This is a genomic window from Limosilactobacillus mucosae (assembly GCF_013423865.1).
GTDB lineage: Bacteria > Bacillota > Bacilli > Lactobacillales > Lactobacillaceae > Limosilactobacillus > Limosilactobacillus mucosae.
Window position 1 is genome coordinate 711502 of sequence record NZ_CP058954.1, and the last position, 19542, is coordinate 731043.

Consider the following 19542-nt stretch of genomic DNA (forward strand, 5'->3'; position numbering starts at 1 on the left):
ATTGCAATTCGTCATTGCCTTTTTTATAATTTATTAAAAAACGATTATAAAAGAGGCGCTTTTTGATGAGAAATGATATCTATTTTGATCCGATGACGGTTGAATGGGTGATGGCGCATTGCGATATTGCGCGGCTCGGCGTACAGGATGACGAATCGGTGTATGTCGTTCCGGTCCACTTTGGCTATGAATTGGATGAGCAGCAACATTTTCATCTTTACTTTCATGGGAATGCGGCCGGTCAGCGCGCTCGTTTGATGCAGGCTAATTCGCATATTGGTGTTGAGATGGAAAGCGACTATCAACTGCTTCCCGCGCCGCAAGACAGTGCATTTAGCGCCCGGTTTCGCAGCTTGATTGGCAAAGGAACGGTTAAAGAGCTGACTGATGCGGCTGACAAGGTGCATGCCTTAACCGTGATGATGCATCATTATGTGGCCAGAATGCCGCATCCGCTGACTGCAGCAATGGTTGATCCGGTTCATGTCTGGCGCGTGGATCTGGATGAGGTTTCATGTAAGGTGAAAAATCCGGATCATGATTGGCAAATGATTTTAAAACAGCTGGGGCATCCCCTTGAAACTACTGATGCAGTAACTGCCAGCAGTCAAAAGTCTAATGCTGATAATAAAGATTAAAAAAGAGATGGGAAAACTCCCATCTCTTTTTTTAATAGATGCTATCGCGGAAAAGACCAACGACTTTGCCTAAAATGGTTACCCGGTCCAGGATGATTGGGGCCATTGTATCGTTTTCTGGCTGCAGGCGATAATGACCGTTTTCCTTGAAGAAACGCTTGCAGGTAGCCTCATTGTCATCATTCATGGCAATTACGATATCGCCATTTTTAGCGGTATCCTGTTTACGAACGATAACCTTGTCGCCGTTTAAGATCCCCATGTTGACCATGGAATTACCTTGAATCTGCAGCATAAACAGATCGTTATGGTCCGGAATCGAAGGCGGGATCGGGAAATAATCGGTTGCATCTTCGACAGCGAGAATCGGCTCACCGGCAGCAACGATTCCTAACAATGGAATTTTTTCCTGCTTTGGCGCAATTCCCAAGACATCCATGCCGGCGGGCGTAATCTCTAGGGCACGCGGCTTGGAAGGATCCTTTTGCAGGTACCCCTTCTTGATAAGCCGATTGATATGCCCGTGAACGGTAGACGTAGATGAAAGGCCGACAGCTTTACAGATTTCGCGAACAGTTGGCGGATAGCCGTGAGTGGCGACCTGTTGATGAATGTAGCTGAGAACGGCCATTTGCTTGCTGGCTGCTGTTTTTACCATGTTGCCACCTCATTTTCAGATTTGGAGCAATTATATCATACTTGCCAAATATTTTCAAACATACGTTCGTTGAAACTTAACGGCGCGGATTGCTTGCTAAATAATGCGGCGTTCGCTACACTAAGTAACGTAAAAATCGCTGTTTAAGGCAGAGGGGAAGAAAATTATGGCTGATTCACAAGCACAAGAAAAGCTGCTCAAACGAATCAATGAGCTGGCACACAAAAACAAAGCGGAAGGACTGACCGCGGCCGAAAAAGCTGAACGCAAACAGCTGCGCGATCAATATCTCAAGAATTTCCGAGAGGCTTTTCGCTCAAATATTGAGATGATGCGGATCTTTGATAAGGATGGCAAAGAGGTTACACCGGAAAAAGTTCGGCAGATTCAACGCAAAAAAGGGCTGCGTGACGACTAATTCAATGATTAATTCATCGAATGCGTCTTTTATTTGACGCCGATATCGTGTAACATTAGTATCGTTATCTAAAATAAGGGGGAAACATCCATGAGTACTGGGCTTAGTATCATGTTGATCATCCTGGCACTGCTGGTTGGCCTTTTGGTTGGCTTCTTTGGTGCTCGGAAATACATGGAAAACTACCTGCGTAACAATCCGCCGATTTCTGAAGATATGCTGCGGACGATGATGATGCAAATGGGCCAAAAACCTTCAGATCGCAAACTGCACCAAATGATGCAAGCGATGAAGGCTCAAGCGCGCAAGGCAGGCAAATAGCAATTAAAAAGGACCGGTGCACTGCATCGATCCTTTTTGATTAATATTGACGAAAATCCTGGTCAGTCTGACTGATTTTTAGTGGCCAGCTGTCAGGCTAAAGTCAAGACTTAATTTAAAATTGATAAGCCCGATTAAAAATCGTCGTCTTTTGGTTTTTCGGGCATGTAGTAGTGATAATTGGGATCAAGCTCGTTGTCCAGCTGATCGAATGCCATCTGCATCTGTCGTTCCAATTCCTGCTGATTTTCATCAGTCAGGCGCATTTTACGGTCAATGTAGATTGGCTCGCCGAAATTGATCTTGCGTTTTTGTCGCTTGAAGATGCTGCTTAGTTTCAATGGCCCTTGGTAGACGGCTGGCACCAGCGGCACGTTGGCCATTTTGGCGATGATCAGCGCGCCGCCTTTGATCTTGCTGGAATAACGCGAGCCGGTCGGAAAGATGATAGTTGAGCGATCACCATTTTTAAGCAGTTTGACCGGTGTTTTAATAGCAGAAGGGCCGGGATTTTTGCGGTTGACGGGAAAAGCCCCCAGCTTGCGCAGAAACCAGTTGGCAAACCGCCCTTTGAACAGCTCTTCTTTAGCCATGAACGTAAATTTCTTAGGATAGACTGCCAGTGCTAACAATACCGGATCCAACCAGGTACGATGTGGTGCGACGATAATGTAGTTGCCCTCGGGAAGGCGATCTTTATGTTCAATCTGAGGCCGACCGTTAAACAGCGTTAACAGCGGATTGACCAGATGAACCAAGAAATCATAGAGCATTTAAACAACTCCCAATTTTTAAAGTAATTTTATATATTTAGTATGACGAACCATACTCAAACATGCAAGCAAACATATACAGCTACAGTAAATTATTAGCAACCAAGTGAGGAAAAATATGACAACCGTTCAGCTTAAACCAAACGAGCGCATTGATCAGCTCAGCGCGCAAGGAGTACAAATCATTCAATCCAGTGAAGTTTTTGCTTTTTCATTAGATGCCGTCTTGCTGGCAGATTTTGTGCGGCCAAATCAGCGTCAAAAAATCAAAATCGTGGATCTGTGTGCCGGGAATGGCGCAATCGGTTTGTTTTTGCACCATAAGCTGGGGGGACATTTTTATGAAATCGAGCTGCAGGAACGGCTGGCTGACATGGCTCGGCGATCAGTAGCCTTAAATGATCTGACAGCCCGCTATGAAGTGATCAATGATGATGTTGCCAACGTCTACCGATACGTAGCCAAGGACCGAGCCGATGTGGTCGTGTGCAATCCGCCTTATTTTAAGAACGCGCCGGCCAGTCAAAAAAATCCAAATCGCTATCTGGCCATTGCCCGTCATGAATTGACGATTGATCTGGCAATGGTCTGCGATCGGATGAGCGGCCTTTTGAAGATGAATGGACGCGGCTATCTGGTTCATCGACCGGACCGCCTGCCGGAAATCTTAGCGACAATGACGGCTCATCGATTGGCACCCAAGCGGATCAAGTTCGTATATCCCAAACCAGGCATGGAGGCCAATATGGTGCTGATTGAGGCAATTAAAGACGGCAAGCCGAATGGGACGCGGATTATGCCGCCGTTGATCGTGGCGGGCGAAGATGGTAAGTATGGTCCGGAAGTGCAGGCGATGCTTAATGGCTCAAATATCTGAGCAGCATTATTATTTTTACGTGCTCTATTGCGCGGATCACACGCTTTATGGCGGCTACTCTACGGATGTCTGGCGCCGGTTTGCGATGCATCAATCTGGCAAGGGAGCCAAGTATACCCGACCGCAGAAACGCCATCCACTCAAGCTTTTGTACTATGAGGAGTTCGATAATCAGCATGATGCGCTGAGTGCGGAATGGCATTTTAAACATCAGTCGCGCGCTAAGAAAATTGCTTACTTGCGAGCACATAATATTAAAATTTGATTAAAGATTCTTCCATTCAATTAAATCTGTCTGTATAATCTTTTTTGGAGATAAAGATTTGTTTATGTAGTGGAGGAATTTGAGATATGAAGATTATTGCGTACGGGATTCGTGAAGATGAACGTCCTTATGTTAAAAACTGGCAATGGGCCAATCCAGACGTTGAGCTGATCTGTACGGACAAGCCGCTGGACGTTGAGTCGGCTGAATTGGCCGCGGGCTGCGATGGTGTGGTTGCCTACCAGCAGAAAAGCTACTCGGCTGACCTTTTAAAACAGCTGCATGAGATGAACATTCACAACCTTTCTTTGCGTAACGTTGGCGTTGACAACATCGATGCTGAAGCGGCAGTCAAGTATGGTTTTAAGATTACCAACGTGCCGGTCTACTCGCCAGCTGCCATTGCTGAATTTGGCGTCACGCAGCTGCTGAACCTATTGCGGCGAACTAAGGAATTTCAGAATAAGTTTGCCAAGCGCGACTATCGTTGGGCGCCAAACATTGCCAGCGAGCTCAATCAACAGACGGTCGGCATTGTTGGCGCGGGTCATATTGGCCGAGTTATGGCGCATATCTGCCGGGGCTTTGGTGCCCGCGTGATGGTCTACAATCATCGTCCTAAGCCAGATCTGGTTAAGGCTGGCGTGTTTACTGATTCTTTAGATGAGCTGTATAAAGAGTCGACGGTGATCTCTTTGCACGTGCCAGCCGTTAAATCAACTTACCACATGCTCAATCGGGATGCCTTTGCCAAAATGCAAAAGGGTGTTTTGATCATTAATATGTCGCGCGGTTCTTTAATCGATGAGCAGGATCTGATTGAAGCGCTTGATAGCGGCCAGGTTGGTGGGGCTGCTCTGGATGTCTTGGAAGATGAGACCAAGATTTTTAACAAGGATATGGCCAATCAGCCATCCAACTATCCGGCATTTGATAATCTTGAATCGCGCGAGAACGTTTTGATTACACCGCATACTGCATTCTATACCGATGAAGCCGTGCGCAATATGGTTGAGCAGAGTCTGGATGCCAGTCGTGAATTGATCTTGACGGGAGCCAGCGACAAACTGGTTAAACTAGGATAATAATTTTGACACGATGTTTTGCAGACATCGTGTTTTTTTGATTATGAAATTGGAATTTTAGAAGCGTTTTCTCATCATTTAGGTTTCTTTTGAAGAGCTTTCATAAACAAAAATAGCTAAAATTGTTAAACTATGAACTTTTGGGTTATACTGGAAGTAACGATGAAAAACAACTAAGCCAATCGGAGGTATGAAATCAATGAAGATCTTAGCTTATGGTATTCGTGAAGATGAAAAACCTTTCGTTAAGGAATGGGAACAAGAAAACCCAGAAGTTGAAGTTGAAATTACCGACAAGCTGCTGGATGAAGAAACGGTCGCAATGGCAAAAGGCTTTGATGGGGTAGTTGTCTACCAGCAAAAGCCATATACCGATGCGGTTTTTGAAAAGCTGGACTCCTATGGCATTCATAATGTTTCCCTGCGTAATGTTGGGGTTGACAACATGAACCCAGCTACGGTTAAGAAGTATGGGTTTAAGGTTACCAACGTACCGGTATATTCACCAGCTGCCATCGCAGAATTTTCCGTTACGCAATTGATGAATCTGTTGCGGCGGACCAAGGAATACTTCCACAAGTTTGAGCGTGGCGACTTCCGCTGGGCCCCACAGATTTCCCAAGAACTGAATCAGCAGACGGTCGGCGTTATCGGGACTGGTCACATTGGTCGTGTTGCAATCGATATCTACAAGGGCTTTGGTGCTAAAGTGATCGCCTATGATGTTTATCACAACCCAGAACTGGAAAAAGAAGGCCTTTACGTTGACACTTTAGACGAGCTCTATGCCAAGGCCACGGTAGTTACGCTGCATATTCCGCTGTTCCCATCAACTGAGCACATGCTGAACAAAGCAGCCTTCGATAAGATGCGTGATGGTGTCTTTATCGTCAATGCCTCGCGTGGTCCGCTGATTGACGAGCAGGCTTTGATCAATGCACTTGACTCTGGCAAGGTTGCCGGGGCAGCATTGGATGTTTTGGAAGATGAAACCAAAGTCTTTAACCACAATATGGTGGGCAAGAACATGACCTATCCAGAATTCTGGAATCTCAATTCACGTGAAAACGTTCTGATTTCGCCACACACGGCTTTCTACACCAACATTGCCGTTCAGAACATGGTTAAATTCAGTCTGTCAGCCAATAAGGACCTGATTGAAACCGGGACCTCTGATAAGCTGGTTAAGTTTGACTAATTCAAATAATTGAAGAAAAAAGGCTTGCGATGGCAGGCCTTTTTTTGTATACTATCAGTCGGTGCTAAATGCCCAATTCACACCTGGCGGGATGTCAGAGGAAGTGCCAGCTGGTGCCCCTGACAGATGAACGACAGGGAGGAAAAAACTATTTGGAGGTATGATTCATGTCTGTTGTTAGCATGAAGCAATTGCTTGAAGCCGGTGTCCACTTTGGTCACCAAACTCGTCGCTGGAACCCTAAGATGAAGCCATTCATCTTTACGGAACGCAACGGCATCTACATTATCGATCTGCAAAAGACGGTCAAGATGATCGACACGGCCTACGACTACATGAAGGACGTTGCTGCTAAGGGCGGCGTTGTTCTGTTCGTTGGTACGAAGAAGCAAGCACAAGACTCTGTTGAAGAAGAAGCTGTGCGTGCAGGTCAATACTACGTCAACCACCGTTGGCTGGGTGGTACCCTGACCAACTGGAAGACGATCCAATCTCGGATTGCTCGCCTGAAGGAATTGAAGAAGATGAGCGAAGACGGTACGTTCGACGTACTGCCAAAGAAGGAAGTTTCCGTGCTGACTAAGCAACGCGAAAAGCTGGAACGTTTCCTGGGCGGTATTGAAGACATGCCACGCATCCCAGACGTTTTGTACATTGTGGACCCACACAAGGAACAAATCGCTGTTAAGGAAGCTCAAAAGCTGCACATTCCAATCGTTGCCATGGTTGACACCAACACTGACCCTGACGATGTTGATGTTATCATCCCATCCAACGATGATGCTATTCGTGCCGTTCGTCTGATCACGGCTAAGATGGCAGATGCTGTCATCGAAGGCAAGCAAGGCCAAGACGATGCCAAGCAAGCCGAAGCAGTCGTTGAAACTGCTGACGAACCAAAGGAAGTTTCTTCAGACGATCTGCAAAATCTGAAGAACAGCGTTGAAGGCAACAACTAACCAAATTAGTTAACGCTTGGGCTGTTTTGCAGTTTGGACCATTTTGGCCTAAGCGCAAAACAGCCTTTTTCATTAAAAACAACTATTTTTAAGGAGAGACGTACTCATGGCTGAAATCAAAGCTAAGCAAGTAATGGAACTGCGGAAGAAGTCCGGTGCCGGAATCATGGACGCTAAAAAGGCCCTGGTTGCCAGTGATGGCGACATGGACAAGGCAATGGACTGGCTGCGTGAAAAGGGGATTGCCAAGGCTGCCAAGAAGAGCGACCGTATCGCTGCTGAAGGTCTGACCAACATTGCGGTTGATGGCAACACGGCAGTTATCGTTGAATTGAACTCAGAAACGGACTTTGTGGCTGCTTCTGATCCATTCAAGGAATCACTGGCTGACGTTACCAAGGTGCTGCTGGAAAACAAGCCAGCTGACCTGGACGCTGCTTTGGCTTCCAAGACGGCCAACGGTACGCTGAACGATGACCTGATCTCCACGACGCAAAAGACTGGTGAAAAGGTTTCTCTGCGTCGCTTCGCCTTCGTTAACAAGGAAGACGGCGACAACTTTGGTGTTTACCTGCACCAAGGCGGTCGGATTGCTGCGCTGGTCGTTCTGCAAGGCGCTGACGAAGAAACGGCTAAAGACGTTGCCATGCACGTTGCTGCCGTTAACCCAGAATTCATGACGCGCGAAGAAGTTCCAGCTGATCGTCTGGCTCACGAACGCGAAGTCTTCAAGGAAGAAACGCTGAACGAAGGTAAGCCTGAAAAGATCGTTGACAAGATCGTTGAAGGTCGTCTTAACAAGTTCCTGTCCCAAATCTGCCTGGCAGACCAAGACTTTGTCAAGGACCCAGACGTAACGGTTGCTGAATACGTTGAATCCAAGGGTGGCAAGCTGAAGAGCTTCATCCGCTACGAAGTCGGTGAAGGTATCGAAAAGAAGCAAAGCGACCTGGCTGCTGAAGTCAAGGAACAACTGAAGTAATTCGTTAATTGACGAAATTGCGCACTGGTCGATGACATCGGTGCGCTTTTTTTGCAAAATCATGCATAGCAGGAAGGAATTTCAAATGTCTAAAGTAAAATACAACCGGATCGTTTTGAAACTCAGTGGTGAAGCTTTAGCGGGTGAAAAAGGCTTTGGTATCAATCCGCCGGTAATCAAGAAGATCGCTGAAGAAATCAAGCAGGTCTGCGATTTGGGCGTTCAAGTCTGCATCGTCTGCGGCGGTGGCAACATGTGGCGCGGCGTTACCGGTGAACAAATGGGAATGGAACGTGCTCAAGCTGACTACATCGGCATGTTGGGTACGATCATGAACGGTCTGTCGCTGCAGGATGCGCTGGAATCAGTTGGGGTGCCAACACGAGTTCAAACTGCCATTGAAATGCGTCAGATTGCCGAACCATACATTCGTCGCAAGGCCATTCGTCACCTGGAAAAGGGTCGTGTGGTAATCTTCTCTGCTGGTACGGGCTCGCCATACTTCTCGACTGACACGACGGCTGCATTGCGGGCTGCCGAAATGGATGCCGATGCAATCTTGATGGCTAAAAATGGCGTTGACGGCGTCTACTCTGCTGATCCAAACAAGGTCAAGGATGCCGTTAAGTTTGATCATCTGACGCACATGGACATTTTGGACAAACACCTGCAAGTGATGGACTCCACTGCCAGCTCGCTGTCAATGGACAATCACATTCCATTGGTAGTCTTCAATCTGAACACGCCTGGCAACATTGTCCGTGTCGTTAAAGGCGAAGAGATTGGGACCACGATTGAGGGGGAATAAATAATGGCTGAAGGTAAACAAATCCTAGCAGAAGCTAAAGAAAAGATGAGTAAGTCTGGGGACGCATTGCGGCGGGCACTAGCTGATATTCGGGCCGGTCGCGCCAACGCCAGCTTGCTGAACTCGGTTAAAGTTGAGTACTACGGTGTGCCAACGCCTTTGAATCAGGTTGCTTCGATTACGATTCCAGAAGCACGGCAACTGCTGATCTCACCATATGATGAAAGTCTGCTTGGTGAAATCGAAAAGGCAATCTATGCTTCCAATCTGGGCTTGACGCCACAAAACGACGGTTCGGCAATTCGGCTGGTAATTCCACAGCTGACTGAAGAACGGCGTAAGGAACTGGTCAAGCAGGTCAAGGCGGAACTGGAAAAGGCCAAGGTTGCGGTTCGTAACGTGCGGCGCGAAGCCATGGACGACCTGAAGAAGGGTAACAAGAACGGCGACTTTAACGATGATGAATTCCACAAGCTGGAAGACAAGGTTCAAAAAGAAACTGATGAAGGAATCAAGAACTTGGAAAAGATTGCCGACGAAAAAGAAAAAGAACTAATGGAAGGTTAAGTTCTATATTCTAATTCGAAAGAGAAATCAGCGCACTTCGCGTTGGTTTCTTTTTATTTTTACTGACAAAGAAGACTCAGAATGCAAAAACCAGCTTTAAAATTATGCATAGTTGGTGACAAATGTAGAGTCAGGCCTAGATTTCTGGTAAAATGAAAAGTGTTGCAATTAAAAACAATGCGGAAATGGAGGGTTGTTCTTGTTTAACAAGAATCACCAGGCGGCAGACGAGCCGCAATTGGATATGTCCCGCATCCCAGCCCATGTCGCCATTATCATGGATGGCAATGGTCGCTGGGCGCAGGCACGATACCTACCTCGCGTGGCGGGTCACAAGCAGGGCATGCAGACGGTGAAGAAAGTCACGATTGCTGCCAGCGACCTTGGCGTAAAAGTACTCTCGCTTTACGCTTTTTCAACGGAAAACTGGAAACGGCCAGAAAGCGAAGTCAGCTACTTGATGGATTTGCCGATTCGTTTCTTTAATACGTTCGTGCCAGACCTGGTTAAGCATAACGTTAAGGTAACGGTTATGGGCGATATCACCAAGCTGCCGGAAAAAACGCAAAAAGCCGTTAACGATGCGATGGCAGATACCAAGGACTGTGACGGCATGATTCTAAACTTCGCGCTTAACTATGGCGCACGTGATGAAATCAAACGGGCCGTGCAGTCAATCGCGCAACAGGCTGCAGCTGGCGAACTTGATCCTGCTTCCATCACGGAAGACACGATCAGCGGACATCTGATGTCAGCACAGTTGGGCGAGTTTGCCGATCCTGATCTTTTGATTCGGACCAGCGGCGAAGAGCGGATCTCGAACTTTATGCTTTGGCAGATTGCCTACAGTGAGCTGCTGTTCGTGCCGGAACACTGGCCAGACTTTGATGGCGAGACGCTGAAACGCTGTCTGATTGATTTTCAAGGGCGACACCGTCGTTTTGGCGGTTTGGTAAATAAATAGAAACGGGTGAAGATTAGTGAAAACACGGATTATTACGGCGATCGTTGCCTTGGCGATCTTTATTCCATTGATTGTCTACGGCAGCTGGCCATTAACGATTGCAGCAGTTGCATTAGGCATGATTGCAATGGGCGAGATTCTGAGCATGAAAAAGATGTTTTTGACGTCTTTTCCAGCGATCGTCAGCTACATCGGCGTGGCAATCATGGTCCTGCCTAACAGCTGGCTGGGCTTTTTGCCGAGTCACATCACGCGGCTGTTTGCCATGTACGTAATGGTGCTGCTTTTGTTGCTGCATACGGTTGTGCATAAACAGCGCTTCAGCTTTGACGATGCCGGCGTCTTGGCTTTGGGCATGCTCTACATCGGCATTGGCTTTAACAATTTCTTGGCAGCCCGGGCCGTCAGCTTTACGACGCTTTTGTATGCCATGCTGATCGTCTGGCTGACTGACAGCGGCGCCTATCTGTTTGGCCGCAAGCTGGGCAAGCACAAGCTGGCACCGCGTGTCAGTCCGAATAAAACCTGGGAAGGCTCGATCTGCGGCACGCTTTTGGCCACGGTGGTTCTGGCCGTTTACCTCTACTTCTTCCCAGTTGGCTATCACAACTGGGGCTTGATGGTCTTTTTGACGCTGCTGCTCTCGATTCTGGGTCAATTCGGCGACCTGGTCGAATCAGCACTCAAGCGATTCTACGGCGTTAAGGACTCTGGTAAGATCCTGCCTGGCCATGGTGGTATTTTGGATCGGTTTGACAGTATGCTGCTGGTCATGCCGGCTCTGTACCTGCTGGGGATTATCTAAGCTGGCCGAAAGGTGAGGCGATTCTGTGATATTAACGATTATTACCTTTATTATTGTCTTTGGACTGCTGGTCTTGGTGCATGAATATGGCCACTACTACTTTGCCAAGCGGGCCGGGATTCTGGTTCGTGAATTTTCGATTGGCATGGGTCCCAAGATCTGGTGGCATCGCAAAAATGGCACGACCTATACGATCCGGATTCTGCCATTGGGCGGGTATGTCCGGCTGGCAGGTGCTGATGAAGAAGATGAAGAGTCGCTGCGTCCCGGAACGCCGGTTGCCATTCAGCTCAATGACCAGCAAAAAGTCACCAGCATCAATACCAGTGATAAAAACACGCTGTTTCAAGGCATCCCATTGCAACTGATTGATCATGACCTGAATGAAGGCTTATGGATCAAAGGGTATGTCAATGGTGATGAAAGCACGGTCAAAACATACGCTGTCGATCATGACGCTACGATTATCGAAAATGACGGCACGGTTGTTCAGATTGCGCCTAAAGACGTGCAGTTTCGTTCTGCCAGTCTGGGTAATCGCATGCTGACCAACTTCGCGGGGCCGTTCAACAACTTCTTGCTGTCTTTGGTCGTCTTTATTATTCTGGGCTTTACGCTTAGCGGTATTCCAACCAACAGCAATCGACTGGGCGCGGTTCGTTCTGACTCGGTAGCGGCTAAGGCAGGTTTGCGGACCGGTGATCGAATTACTCAGATCAATGGTAAAAAAACCAAGAACTGGACTGCTTTGGCAACTGAAATTTCGGGTAATCCCGGCAAAAAGCTGACGGTTGAGTATCAGCGCGATGGTCATCAGCATACCACGACGATGACGCCTAAAAAGGTCAAGCAGGGGAATGAGACGGTTGGTCAGGTCGGCATTATTGAAGAACAAAAAACCGATGTCAAATCAAGAATCACGTTTGGCTGGCAGCGGTTCGTCCAGGCCGGAACTCTCATCTTCAGCGTCTTAGGCCACATGTTTACACACGGCTTTAGCCTCAACGACTTAGGTGGACCGGTCGCGATCTATGCCGGCACCTCGCAGGCGACTGCATTGGGGATCAATGGCGTGCTTAATTTCCTGGCCCTTTTGTCGATCAACCTGGGAATCGTCAATCTGCTGCCAATTCCTGCTCTTGATGGTGGTAAGCTGTTATTGAACATTATCGAGGCAGTCATCAGGCGGCCGATTCCCGAAAAAGCTGAGGGGATCGTTACGATTATTGGTTTTGCCTTTTTGATGCTGTTGATGATTCTGGTTACTTGGAACGATATTCAACGCTACTTTATTCATTAAAAATCTTGGCTCCGTTTCATGAAGCCGTTCAAAGGAGTATTTTTTTAAATTATGAAGCAATCAAAGATTTTGATTCCTACCAAAAAAGAAGCACCAGCTGATGCCGAAGCGCTCAGTCATAAGATGATGGTGCGGGCTGGCTACATCTATCAGGTCTCTGCCGGGGTCTGGGCTTATCTGCCAATGGCCTACCGCGTGATTCGCAAGGTTGAAAACATCATTCGCGAAGAAATGGACAAGGCTGGTGCCGTTGAAATGATGCTGCCGGCACTGCTGCCTGCTGATCTGTGGAAGAAGTCGGGCCGCTACGAAAGCTATGGCGACAACCTGTTTAAGCTCAAGGACCGCCGCGATCGTGAATTTATCCTGGGACCAACGCATGAAGAAACGATTACCAGTATTCTGCGTGACAGCGTGCAGTCATATAAGAAGCTGCCTTTGGTCGTCTACCAGCTGCAAGACAAGTTCCGTGATGAGGATCGGCCACGCTATGGCATTCTGCGGGGTAAGGAATTCGAAATGCTGGATGGCTACTCTTTCTCTGCTGATCAAGCTGGTCTGGATGAGGCATACAGTCTGCAGGCTAAGGCATACCGCAATATCTTCGACAAGATTGGCCTGGACTACAAGGTGATCCTGGCTGATTCTGGTACGATGGGCGGCAAGAACTCCCAGGAATTCTCCGCACCAGCTGAGGTTGGGGAGGATACGATTGCCTACACGGATGGAACCTATGCTGCCAACCTGGAAAAAGCCACGAGCAAGTTTGTCGGCGTCCAGCAAACGGCTGACCCGGCTGAACTGCAAAAACAGGCTACGCCAGGTGCGCACAGCGTTGATGAGGCAGCCGAAAGTCTGGGGCTGGAAAGTAGTCAGATCATCAAGTCGATGCTGTACATGGCTAAGATGGATGAAGAAGAAACGGTGCCGGTACTGGTATTGATGCGCGGCAATGACGAGGTCAACGAAACCAAAGTCGAAAACGCGCTGGACTGCGAAGAGCTTAGTCTAGCCACTGAAGAAGACGCGGAAAAATATCTGGGTGCGCATCCTGGTTCGCTTGGTCCCGTCGGCGTGGGTGAAGAAGTCAAGATCCTGGCCGACAACTACGTCAAAGTCCTGGTCAACATGGCCTGCGGTGCCAATGAAGACGGCTTCCACTACGTCAACGCCAATTTAGATCGCGACTTCCGCGTTGATGAGTTCGGCGACTTCCGTAACGTTCAAGAAGGCGAAATCGCGCCAGATGGTCAGCCAATCAAGTTTACGCGTGGGATCGAGCTGGGACACATCTTCAAGCTTGGTACGCATTATTCCAAGATCTTAGGCGCGCAGGTGCTGGATCAAAACGGCCGGCAAACCGATATGGTAATGGGCTGCTATGGCATCGGCGTCTCACGGCTGCTCTCGGCGGTTGCCGAACAGACGGCTGACGAACATGGGCTGGCATGGCCGGACAGCATCGCGCCATTTGACGTGCATGTAATTCCGGTTAACGCTAAAAACGAAGAACAGATGCAGATGGCAGAAAGCATCACCAAAGCCTTGGAAGCAGCTGGTTATGAAGTACTGCTCGACGATCGTAAGGAACGGGCTGGCGTTAAGTTTGCCGATGCTGATCTGATTGGCCTGCCATTGCGGGTGACGGTCGGCAAGAAAGCCAGCGAAGGGATCGTTGAAGTCAAGATCCGCAAGACCGGCGAGACGATTGAGATCAAGCAGGAAGAAATTGAAAACACGGTTGGCATTTTGCTTAAGCAGCTGACGCCAGCTACCGAGACAGCCGCTGACTAATTATCGAGCGGCAGACTTTACAAAAGGTGGTTTAAAGGTAGAATAGATTCTGCTTTTAGCCGCTTTTTTTAATGAAATCAGAGAGGAGCATTGGAGTGGAGTTATCACGACATGAACTGTTTGAGCACTTGCTGGATCAGCTGAACATGGCTAAAGACGATCCTGCTTTTAAGGACGGCAAGATCAAGCAGGTAATCGTTCACCGCAAGTCCAAGTGCTGGGAATTTGATATCGTCCTGCGCAAGGTAATGCCTTATGAATTGTTTCGCCAGTTCGTCTCAGCTTTGCAGATCAGTTTTCGCGAGCTGGCGGGCGTGGATGCCAAAGTCAGAATCGATACGCCGACTGATGAATTGGATGCTAAGGCGATCGGCGACTATTGGTCATACGTAGTCGATGCCGAAGTCGGTGAATCCCCAATGGCACGCGAGGTCTGCGCCAAGACGATTCCTGAAGTCGATGGCAACCGAGTGCAGCTGCTGCTGGAAAACGAGGCCATCAAAGACTTTTTCGTCAAGAACCTTTTAAGTGCAATTGAAGAAGGCTATCAAAAAGTCGGTTTTCCACAGTTTCGGATTCATCCATTGGTCGATCAGTCAGCTTCCGAGCAAAAGATCAAGGAACTCAAGGCCAAACAGCAGCAGCAGGACCAGGAGCTGGTTAAAAAAGCTATGGAGCGCCTACAGCAGCAAAAGGCCGAAAAAAAGCAGCAGGAATCCGCGCTGCCTGATCTGGGCGATGGTCCGCTGGTCATTGGCAAGCCGATCAATCCCAAAGAGCCGGTACGACGGATGGCTGAGATTACTGAAGAAGAGCGCAACGTGGTCGTGGAAGGCTACGTCTTTTCAAAAGAAGTCCGTGAGCTACGCAGTGGCCGGCAATTGCTGATTTTGGAAGTAACCGACTACACGTCATCGTTTGCCATTAAGAAGTTCTCCAACAACAAAGAAGACGAGGCCAAGTTTGCGGCAATCAAAGAAGGCGAGTGGATCAAGGCACGCGGTCCGGTTCAAGAAGACACCTACATGCGTGATTTGACGATCATGGCCTATGCCATCCAGCAGGTCAGTCATCCTGCCAGAAAGGATACTGCAGAAGGCGAGAAGCGGGTTGAAATGCATCTGCATACTACGATGAGCACGATGGATGCCACCAACTCGATTTCTGATTACATCAAACAGGCGGAAAAATGGGGAATGAAGGCAATTGCGGTCACCGATCATGCCGGCGTCCAGGCGTTCCCCGAAGCGTTTAATGCCGGCCACGACAAAAAGGGCAATGCCAAGATCAAGATTTTATATGGAGTCGAGGCGAATGTCGTTGATGACGGGATTCCGCTGGTCTATAACGAAAACCATGATGAGCTTTTAGGCAATACCTATGTCATCTTTGACGTGGAAACGACGGGACTTTCAGCCATCTATGACAAGGTGATCCAGCTGTCGGCTGTTAAGATGCGGGATGGCGAGGTGTTGGACTCGTTTAATCAGTTTATCGATCCAGGTTTTCCGCTTTCTGAACAAACTAAGGAACTGACCAAGATCACAGATGAGGACGTTAAGGGATCCAAATCGGAAACTGAGGTCTTTCAGATGTTCCAGGACTTTTGTGAAGGCTGTCTGCTGGCTGGACACAACGTCAGCTTTGACATGGGCTTTTTGAATACCGGCTATGAACGCGATGGCTTGCCGCGCATTACGGCTCCGGTTATCGATACCCTGCCGCTGGCGCGCTTCTTGCATCCAGAAATGCACCGGTTCACGCTGGATACGCTGAGTCGTAAGTTTAAAGTCGGACTTGATCATCACCACCGGGCCGACCATGATGCCGAGGCGACGGGACATCTGCTGCACATCTTTTTAAGGGATGCCGAGAAGCGCTATGATGCCAAATACGTTGATGACTTAAACAAGCATATGGCGGACAATGGCGCCTATCGTCATGGCCGACCGTTTCATGCCACGATTTTTGCCAAGAATCACACGGGGCTGAAGAATCTTTACAAACTGGTCTCATTGGCTAACGTCAAATACTTCTACCGGGTACCGCGGATTCCGCGCAGCGTGCTCGACCACTATCGCGAGGGCCTGCTGATCGGTACGGCCTGCTCAAAAGGCGAGGTCTTTACTGCAATGATGGAAAAGGGCTATACGGATGCCAAGCAAAAAGCGCAGTACTATGACTTTATTGAAGTGCAGCCCAAGCCTAACTACGCGCCATTGATCGAGCAGCAGATCATCTCAAATACCGCGCATCTAGAAGACATTATCAAAAACATGGTCAAGCTGGGAGCAGATATGGACAAGCCGGTCGTGGCAACTGGCGACGCGCACTATCTTAATCCAGAAGACAAGATCTATCGTCACATTCTGATCAATTCTCAAGGCGGCGCCAATCCGCTTAATCGCACGCGCCGGCCTGACGTTCCATTCCGCACGACTGATGATATGCTCAAGCAGTTTGCGTTTTTGGGTGAGGAAAAGGCGCATGAGATCGTAGTGGAAAATACCAATCGGCTGGCCGCTGAAATGGATGAGATGCGGCCAGTACAAGACTCGCTGCACACGCCGAACATGAAGGGCGCCAATGAAGAATTAGCCAAGCGAACCTGGGATACGGCCCATGCCTGGTATGGCGATCCGTTGCCAAAACTGGTCAAGGATCGGGTCGAACTGGAGCTTAACTCAATTATTGGCAATGGTTACGCGGTTATTTATCTGATTGCTCAGCGTTTGGTAGCCAAGTCCAATAAAGACGGCTATCTGGTTGGCTCACGGGGATCGGTCGGCTCATCGGTCGTGGCCAATCTGGCAGGGATCACGGAAGTCAATGCCTTTCCGCCGCACTATCGCTGTCCCAACTGTCAATACAGCCATTTCTACACAAAAGGTGAGTACAGCTCGGGCTTTGATATGCCTGACAAAGACTGTCCCAAGTGCGGTACTTTGATGATCAAAGATGGTCACGACATTCCTTTCCAGACCTTCCTTGGCTTTAAGGGCAATAAGGTTCCCGATATCGATCTGAACTTCTCTGGCGACTACCAGCCAATCGCGCATAACTATATGAAAGTGCTGTTCGGCGAAAAGAACGTTTATCGAGCTGGGACGATTGGAACCGTGGCCGATAAGACTGCCTATGGATACGTCAAAGCATTTGAGCGCGACACCGAGCAGCAGTTTAGAGGCGCCGAAGAAGACCGTTTGGCAAAAGGCGCGACCGGCGTTAAGCGGACGACCGGTCAGCACCCGGCTGGAATCATCATCGTGCCTGATGACATGAGTATCTATGACTTTACGCCGGTTCAGTATCCAGCCGATGATCAAAACGCGGCCTGGGAAACGACGCACTTTGATTTTCATTCGATTCATGACAACATTTTGAAAATGGATATTCTGGGACACGATGATCCGACCATGATTCGGTTCCTGCAAGATCTTTCAGGCGTCAACCCCCAAACAATACCGATGGATGATCCGGGCGTAATGAGTCTGTTCTCCAGCCCTGACATTTTAGGCGTTACTGAAGAACAGATCCAAAGTAAGACGGGAACTTTGGGGCTGCCGGAATTCGGGACGCGGTTCGTACGGGGGATGCTTGATGACACGCACCCCAAGAACTACTCGCAGCTGCTGCAGATTTCTGGTCTTTCGCATGGGACTGGCGTGTGGCTGGATAATGCCCAGGAACTGATCAAAAACGGCACGGCCACGATTGCCAACGTTATCGGCTGTCGTGACAACATCATGACCGACTTGATTCACTATGGCCTGGATTCAGAAACCTCCTTTCAGGTTATGGAACACGTGCGTAAAGGACGCGGGATCCCCGATGAATGGCAGGAAAAGATGCTGCAGGCCGGCGTGCCGCAATGGTATCTGGATTCCTGTCTGAAGATTCAGTACATGTTCCCAAGAGCGCACGCGGCGGCATATGTCTTGATGGCGCTGCGGATTGCGTACTTTAAGGTCTACTTCCCGTTGGTTTATTACGCGGGCTACTTTTCCGTGCGGGCGGATGACTTTGACGTCGTGGCCATGGCTCATGGCAAGGATGCCGTCAAAGCGCGGATGCAGCAGATCAATGATCAGGGCAATGAGGCCAGTGCCAAGGACAAGAGCCTGCTGACGATTCTGGAGCTGGCCAACGAGATGCTGGAGCGGGGCTACAACTTTGAAATGGTTGATCTGAATCGTTCCGATGCCACTGACTGGCTGATTGACGGTGATTCGCTGATTGCACCGTTCAGAGCGATTCCGGGTCTGGGGGTCAACGTTGCCAAGCAGATAGTTGCCGCTCGAGCACAACGGCCATTCCTTTCCAAAGAGGATCTTTCTGAGCGGGGAAAGGTCTCGCAGACGCTGATTCAGTTCATGACAGCCAATCACGTCTTAGACGATCTGCCGGATGAAAATCAGCTCAGTCTGTTTTAACCACGGCTGAATCGTTGACTGCCATGGCTGGTAATCTGATCAAATTAGTTTCAGGCTGGTTTTTAACGATCTTGATTTTAGTCTGATCAGTGGGCAAATGCTGCTCATGGTTGCTAAGCCAGAATAAAGATGCTATACTATCAATAGTGAATAACTCGTTAGGGAGTGAGCAGCAATGCTCGCTCTTTTTATTGCAATGAAATTGGAGGTGGCGGATTTGAGCAGTACGGTGGTTGACGCGGTCGAAAAGCTGGTTGAGCCGATCTTGACCGAGCATGACTTTGAGCTGTATGATATCGAATTTGTCAAAGAAGGACAAAGCTGGTATTTAAGAGTCTACATCGACAAAGACGGCGGCATTACGCTGGAAGACTGTGCCACGGTTAGCGATCAGCTGAGCGAGGCGCTGGATAATGCCGACCCAGACCCGATTCCCCAGGCATACTTTTTAGAAGTATCTTCACCAGGTGCGGAACGGCCTTTAAAAAAGGAAAGCGACTATCAGCGGGCACTGAACGAATATATTCATGTCTCGCTGTACCAGGCAGTTGACGGCCGCAAGGTCTATGAGGGTACGATGACTGATCTGACGCCTGACAGCTTAACCTTGGATTATTTGGATAAGACGCGACACAAGACGATTACGCTGGATCGTAAAAAAATTGCCAAGGCTCGCTTAGCAATCAAGTTTTAATAA

Annotated in this window: 19 protein-coding genes; 17 read left to right on the top strand and 2 right to left on the bottom strand. The window is 48.7% G+C overall.

Annotated features, from left to right (window positions below):
- The first annotated feature begins 65 nt into the window (after positions 1–65).
- Positions 66–638: a pyridoxamine 5'-phosphate oxidase family protein gene (locus H0G69_RS03460; RefSeq protein ID WP_180305173.1), complete on the top strand. Its 573-nt coding sequence runs from the start codon at positions 66–68 to the stop codon at positions 636–638.
- A 31-nt stretch (positions 639–669) separates the two neighbouring features.
- Here the strand turns inward: H0G69_RS03460 and lexA are convergent, their stop codons facing one another.
- Positions 670–1296, bottom strand: a complete 627-nt coding sequence (lexA, locus tag H0G69_RS03465) for a transcriptional repressor LexA (protein ID WP_006499147.1) — start codon at positions 1294–1296, stop codon at positions 670–672.
- 166 nt (positions 1297–1462) lie between these two features.
- Here lexA and H0G69_RS03470 point away from each other — a divergent pair, with 166 nt between their 5' ends.
- The gene (locus H0G69_RS03470; RefSeq protein WP_033935047.1) at positions 1463–1714 is read left to right on the top strand and encodes a DUF896 domain-containing protein; all 252 of its coding nucleotides are present in this window, start codon (positions 1463–1465) and stop codon (positions 1712–1714) included.
- A 90-nt stretch (positions 1715–1804) separates the two neighbouring features.
- Positions 1805–2035, top strand: coding sequence for a YneF family protein (locus H0G69_RS03475; protein WP_034540131.1), 231 nt, complete (start codon positions 1805–1807; stop codon positions 2033–2035).
- A 134-nt stretch (positions 2036–2169) separates the two neighbouring features.
- Here the strand turns inward: H0G69_RS03475 and H0G69_RS03480 are convergent, their stop codons facing one another.
- Positions 2170–2808 (bottom strand): lysophospholipid acyltransferase family protein, encoded by a 639-nt coding sequence (locus tag H0G69_RS03480; protein WP_074504013.1) that lies wholly within the window; start codon positions 2806–2808, stop codon positions 2170–2172.
- Between the two features lie 118 nt (positions 2809–2926).
- Between H0G69_RS03480 and H0G69_RS03485 the strand changes: the two genes are divergently transcribed.
- The 14 genes from H0G69_RS03485 to rimP all read left to right on the top strand — a co-directional run bounded on the left by H0G69_RS03485 (position 2927) and on the right by rimP (position 19539).
- Positions 2927–3685: a tRNA1(Val) (adenine(37)-N6)-methyltransferase gene (locus tag H0G69_RS03485; RefSeq protein ID WP_180305174.1), complete on the top strand. Its 759-nt coding sequence runs from the start codon at positions 2927–2929 to the stop codon at positions 3683–3685.
- On the top strand, positions 3669–3950 hold the full coding sequence (locus H0G69_RS03490; protein ID WP_180305175.1) for a GIY-YIG nuclease family protein: 282 nt from the start codon (positions 3669–3671) through the stop codon (positions 3948–3950). The genes H0G69_RS03485 and H0G69_RS03490 overlap by 17 nt, the downstream gene beginning before the upstream one ends.
- A gap of 86 nt (positions 3951–4036) precedes the next feature.
- Entirely contained in the window at positions 4037–5035 is a 999-nt protein-coding gene (locus H0G69_RS03495; RefSeq protein WP_180305176.1) for a D-2-hydroxyacid dehydrogenase, read from the top strand.
- Positions 5036–5234: 199 nt separating this feature from the next.
- The gene (locus tag H0G69_RS03500; protein ID WP_180305177.1) at positions 5235–6233 is read left to right on the top strand and encodes a D-2-hydroxyacid dehydrogenase; all 999 of its coding nucleotides are present in this window, start codon (positions 5235–5237) and stop codon (positions 6231–6233) included.
- Positions 6234–6400: 167 nt separating this feature from the next.
- A complete protein-coding gene (rpsB, locus tag H0G69_RS03505; RefSeq protein WP_180305178.1) occupies positions 6401–7192 on the top strand; it encodes a 30S ribosomal protein S2 in 792 nt (263 codons plus the stop codon).
- 106 nt (positions 7193–7298) lie between these two features.
- The gene (gene tsf, locus H0G69_RS03510; protein WP_006499136.1) at positions 7299–8174 is read left to right on the top strand and encodes a translation elongation factor Ts; all 876 of its coding nucleotides are present in this window, start codon (positions 7299–7301) and stop codon (positions 8172–8174) included.
- A gap of 85 nt (positions 8175–8259) precedes the next feature.
- Complete coding sequence (gene pyrH / locus H0G69_RS03515; RefSeq protein ID WP_006499135.1) at positions 8260–8982, top strand: UMP kinase; 723 nt, start codon at positions 8260–8262, stop codon at positions 8980–8982.
- 3 nt (positions 8983–8985) lie between these two features.
- Positions 8986–9549: a ribosome recycling factor gene (gene frr, locus H0G69_RS03520; RefSeq protein WP_143113427.1), complete on the top strand. Its 564-nt coding sequence runs from the start codon at positions 8986–8988 to the stop codon at positions 9547–9549.
- A gap of 193 nt (positions 9550–9742) precedes the next feature.
- Positions 9743–10513 (top strand): undecaprenyl pyrophosphate synthase, encoded by a 771-nt coding sequence (locus H0G69_RS03525; RefSeq protein ID WP_420890831.1) that lies wholly within the window; start codon positions 9743–9745, stop codon positions 10511–10513.
- A 16-nt stretch (positions 10514–10529) separates the two neighbouring features.
- On the top strand, positions 10530–11318 hold the full coding sequence (locus H0G69_RS03530; RefSeq protein WP_180305179.1) for a phosphatidate cytidylyltransferase: 789 nt from the start codon (positions 10530–10532) through the stop codon (positions 11316–11318).
- Between the two features lie 25 nt (positions 11319–11343).
- On the top strand, positions 11344–12618 hold the full coding sequence (gene rseP, locus H0G69_RS03535) for an RIP metalloprotease RseP (protein WP_180305180.1): 1275 nt from the start codon (positions 11344–11346) through the stop codon (positions 12616–12618).
- A 51-nt stretch (positions 12619–12669) separates the two neighbouring features.
- On the top strand, positions 12670–14412 hold the full coding sequence (locus tag H0G69_RS03540; RefSeq protein WP_180305181.1) for a proline--tRNA ligase: 1743 nt from the start codon (positions 12670–12672) through the stop codon (positions 14410–14412).
- Positions 14413–14507: 95 nt separating this feature from the next.
- Positions 14508–18845 (top strand): PolC-type DNA polymerase III, encoded by a 4338-nt coding sequence (locus H0G69_RS03545; RefSeq protein ID WP_180305182.1) that lies wholly within the window; start codon positions 14508–14510, stop codon positions 18843–18845.
- Between the two features lie 196 nt (positions 18846–19041).
- Positions 19042–19539: a ribosome maturation factor RimP gene (rimP, locus tag H0G69_RS03550; RefSeq protein WP_006499128.1), complete on the top strand. Its 498-nt coding sequence runs from the start codon at positions 19042–19044 to the stop codon at positions 19537–19539.
- Positions 19540–19542 lie beyond the last annotated feature (3 nt).

Bases quoted from the DNA above. Each gene is read 5' to 3' on its own strand.
- H0G69_RS03460 (WP_180305173.1), top strand. From the start codon at position 66: ATGAGAAATGATATCTATTTTGATCCGATGACGGTTGAATGGGTGATG.
- lexA (WP_006499147.1), bottom strand. From the start codon at position 1,296: ATGGTAAAAACAGCAGCCAGCAAGCAAATGGCCGTTCTCAGCTACATT.
- H0G69_RS03470 (WP_033935047.1), top strand. From the start codon at position 1,463: ATGGCTGATTCACAAGCACAAGAAAAGCTGCTCAAACGAATCAATGAG.
- H0G69_RS03475 (WP_034540131.1), top strand. From the start codon at position 1,805: ATGAGTACTGGGCTTAGTATCATGTTGATCATCCTGGCACTGCTGGTT.
- H0G69_RS03480 (WP_074504013.1), bottom strand. From the start codon at position 2,808: ATGCTCTATGATTTCTTGGTTCATCTGGTCAATCCGCTGTTAACGCTG.
- H0G69_RS03485 (WP_180305174.1), top strand. From the start codon at position 2,927: ATGACAACCGTTCAGCTTAAACCAAACGAGCGCATTGATCAGCTCAGC.
- H0G69_RS03490 (WP_180305175.1), top strand. From the start codon at position 3,669: ATGGCTCAAATATCTGAGCAGCATTATTATTTTTACGTGCTCTATTGC.
- H0G69_RS03495 (WP_180305176.1), top strand. From the start codon at position 4,037: ATGAAGATTATTGCGTACGGGATTCGTGAAGATGAACGTCCTTATGTT.
- H0G69_RS03500 (WP_180305177.1), top strand. From the start codon at position 5,235: ATGAAGATCTTAGCTTATGGTATTCGTGAAGATGAAAAACCTTTCGTT.
- rpsB (WP_180305178.1), top strand. From the start codon at position 6,401: ATGTCTGTTGTTAGCATGAAGCAATTGCTTGAAGCCGGTGTCCACTTT.
- tsf (WP_006499136.1), top strand. From the start codon at position 7,299: ATGGCTGAAATCAAAGCTAAGCAAGTAATGGAACTGCGGAAGAAGTCC.
- pyrH (WP_006499135.1), top strand. From the start codon at position 8,260: ATGTCTAAAGTAAAATACAACCGGATCGTTTTGAAACTCAGTGGTGAA.
- frr (WP_143113427.1), top strand. From the start codon at position 8,986: ATGGCTGAAGGTAAACAAATCCTAGCAGAAGCTAAAGAAAAGATGAGT.
- H0G69_RS03540 (WP_180305181.1), top strand. From the start codon at position 12,670: ATGAAGCAATCAAAGATTTTGATTCCTACCAAAAAAGAAGCACCAGCT.
- rimP (WP_006499128.1), top strand. From the start codon at position 19,042: ATGAAATTGGAGGTGGCGGATTTGAGCAGTACGGTGGTTGACGCGGTC.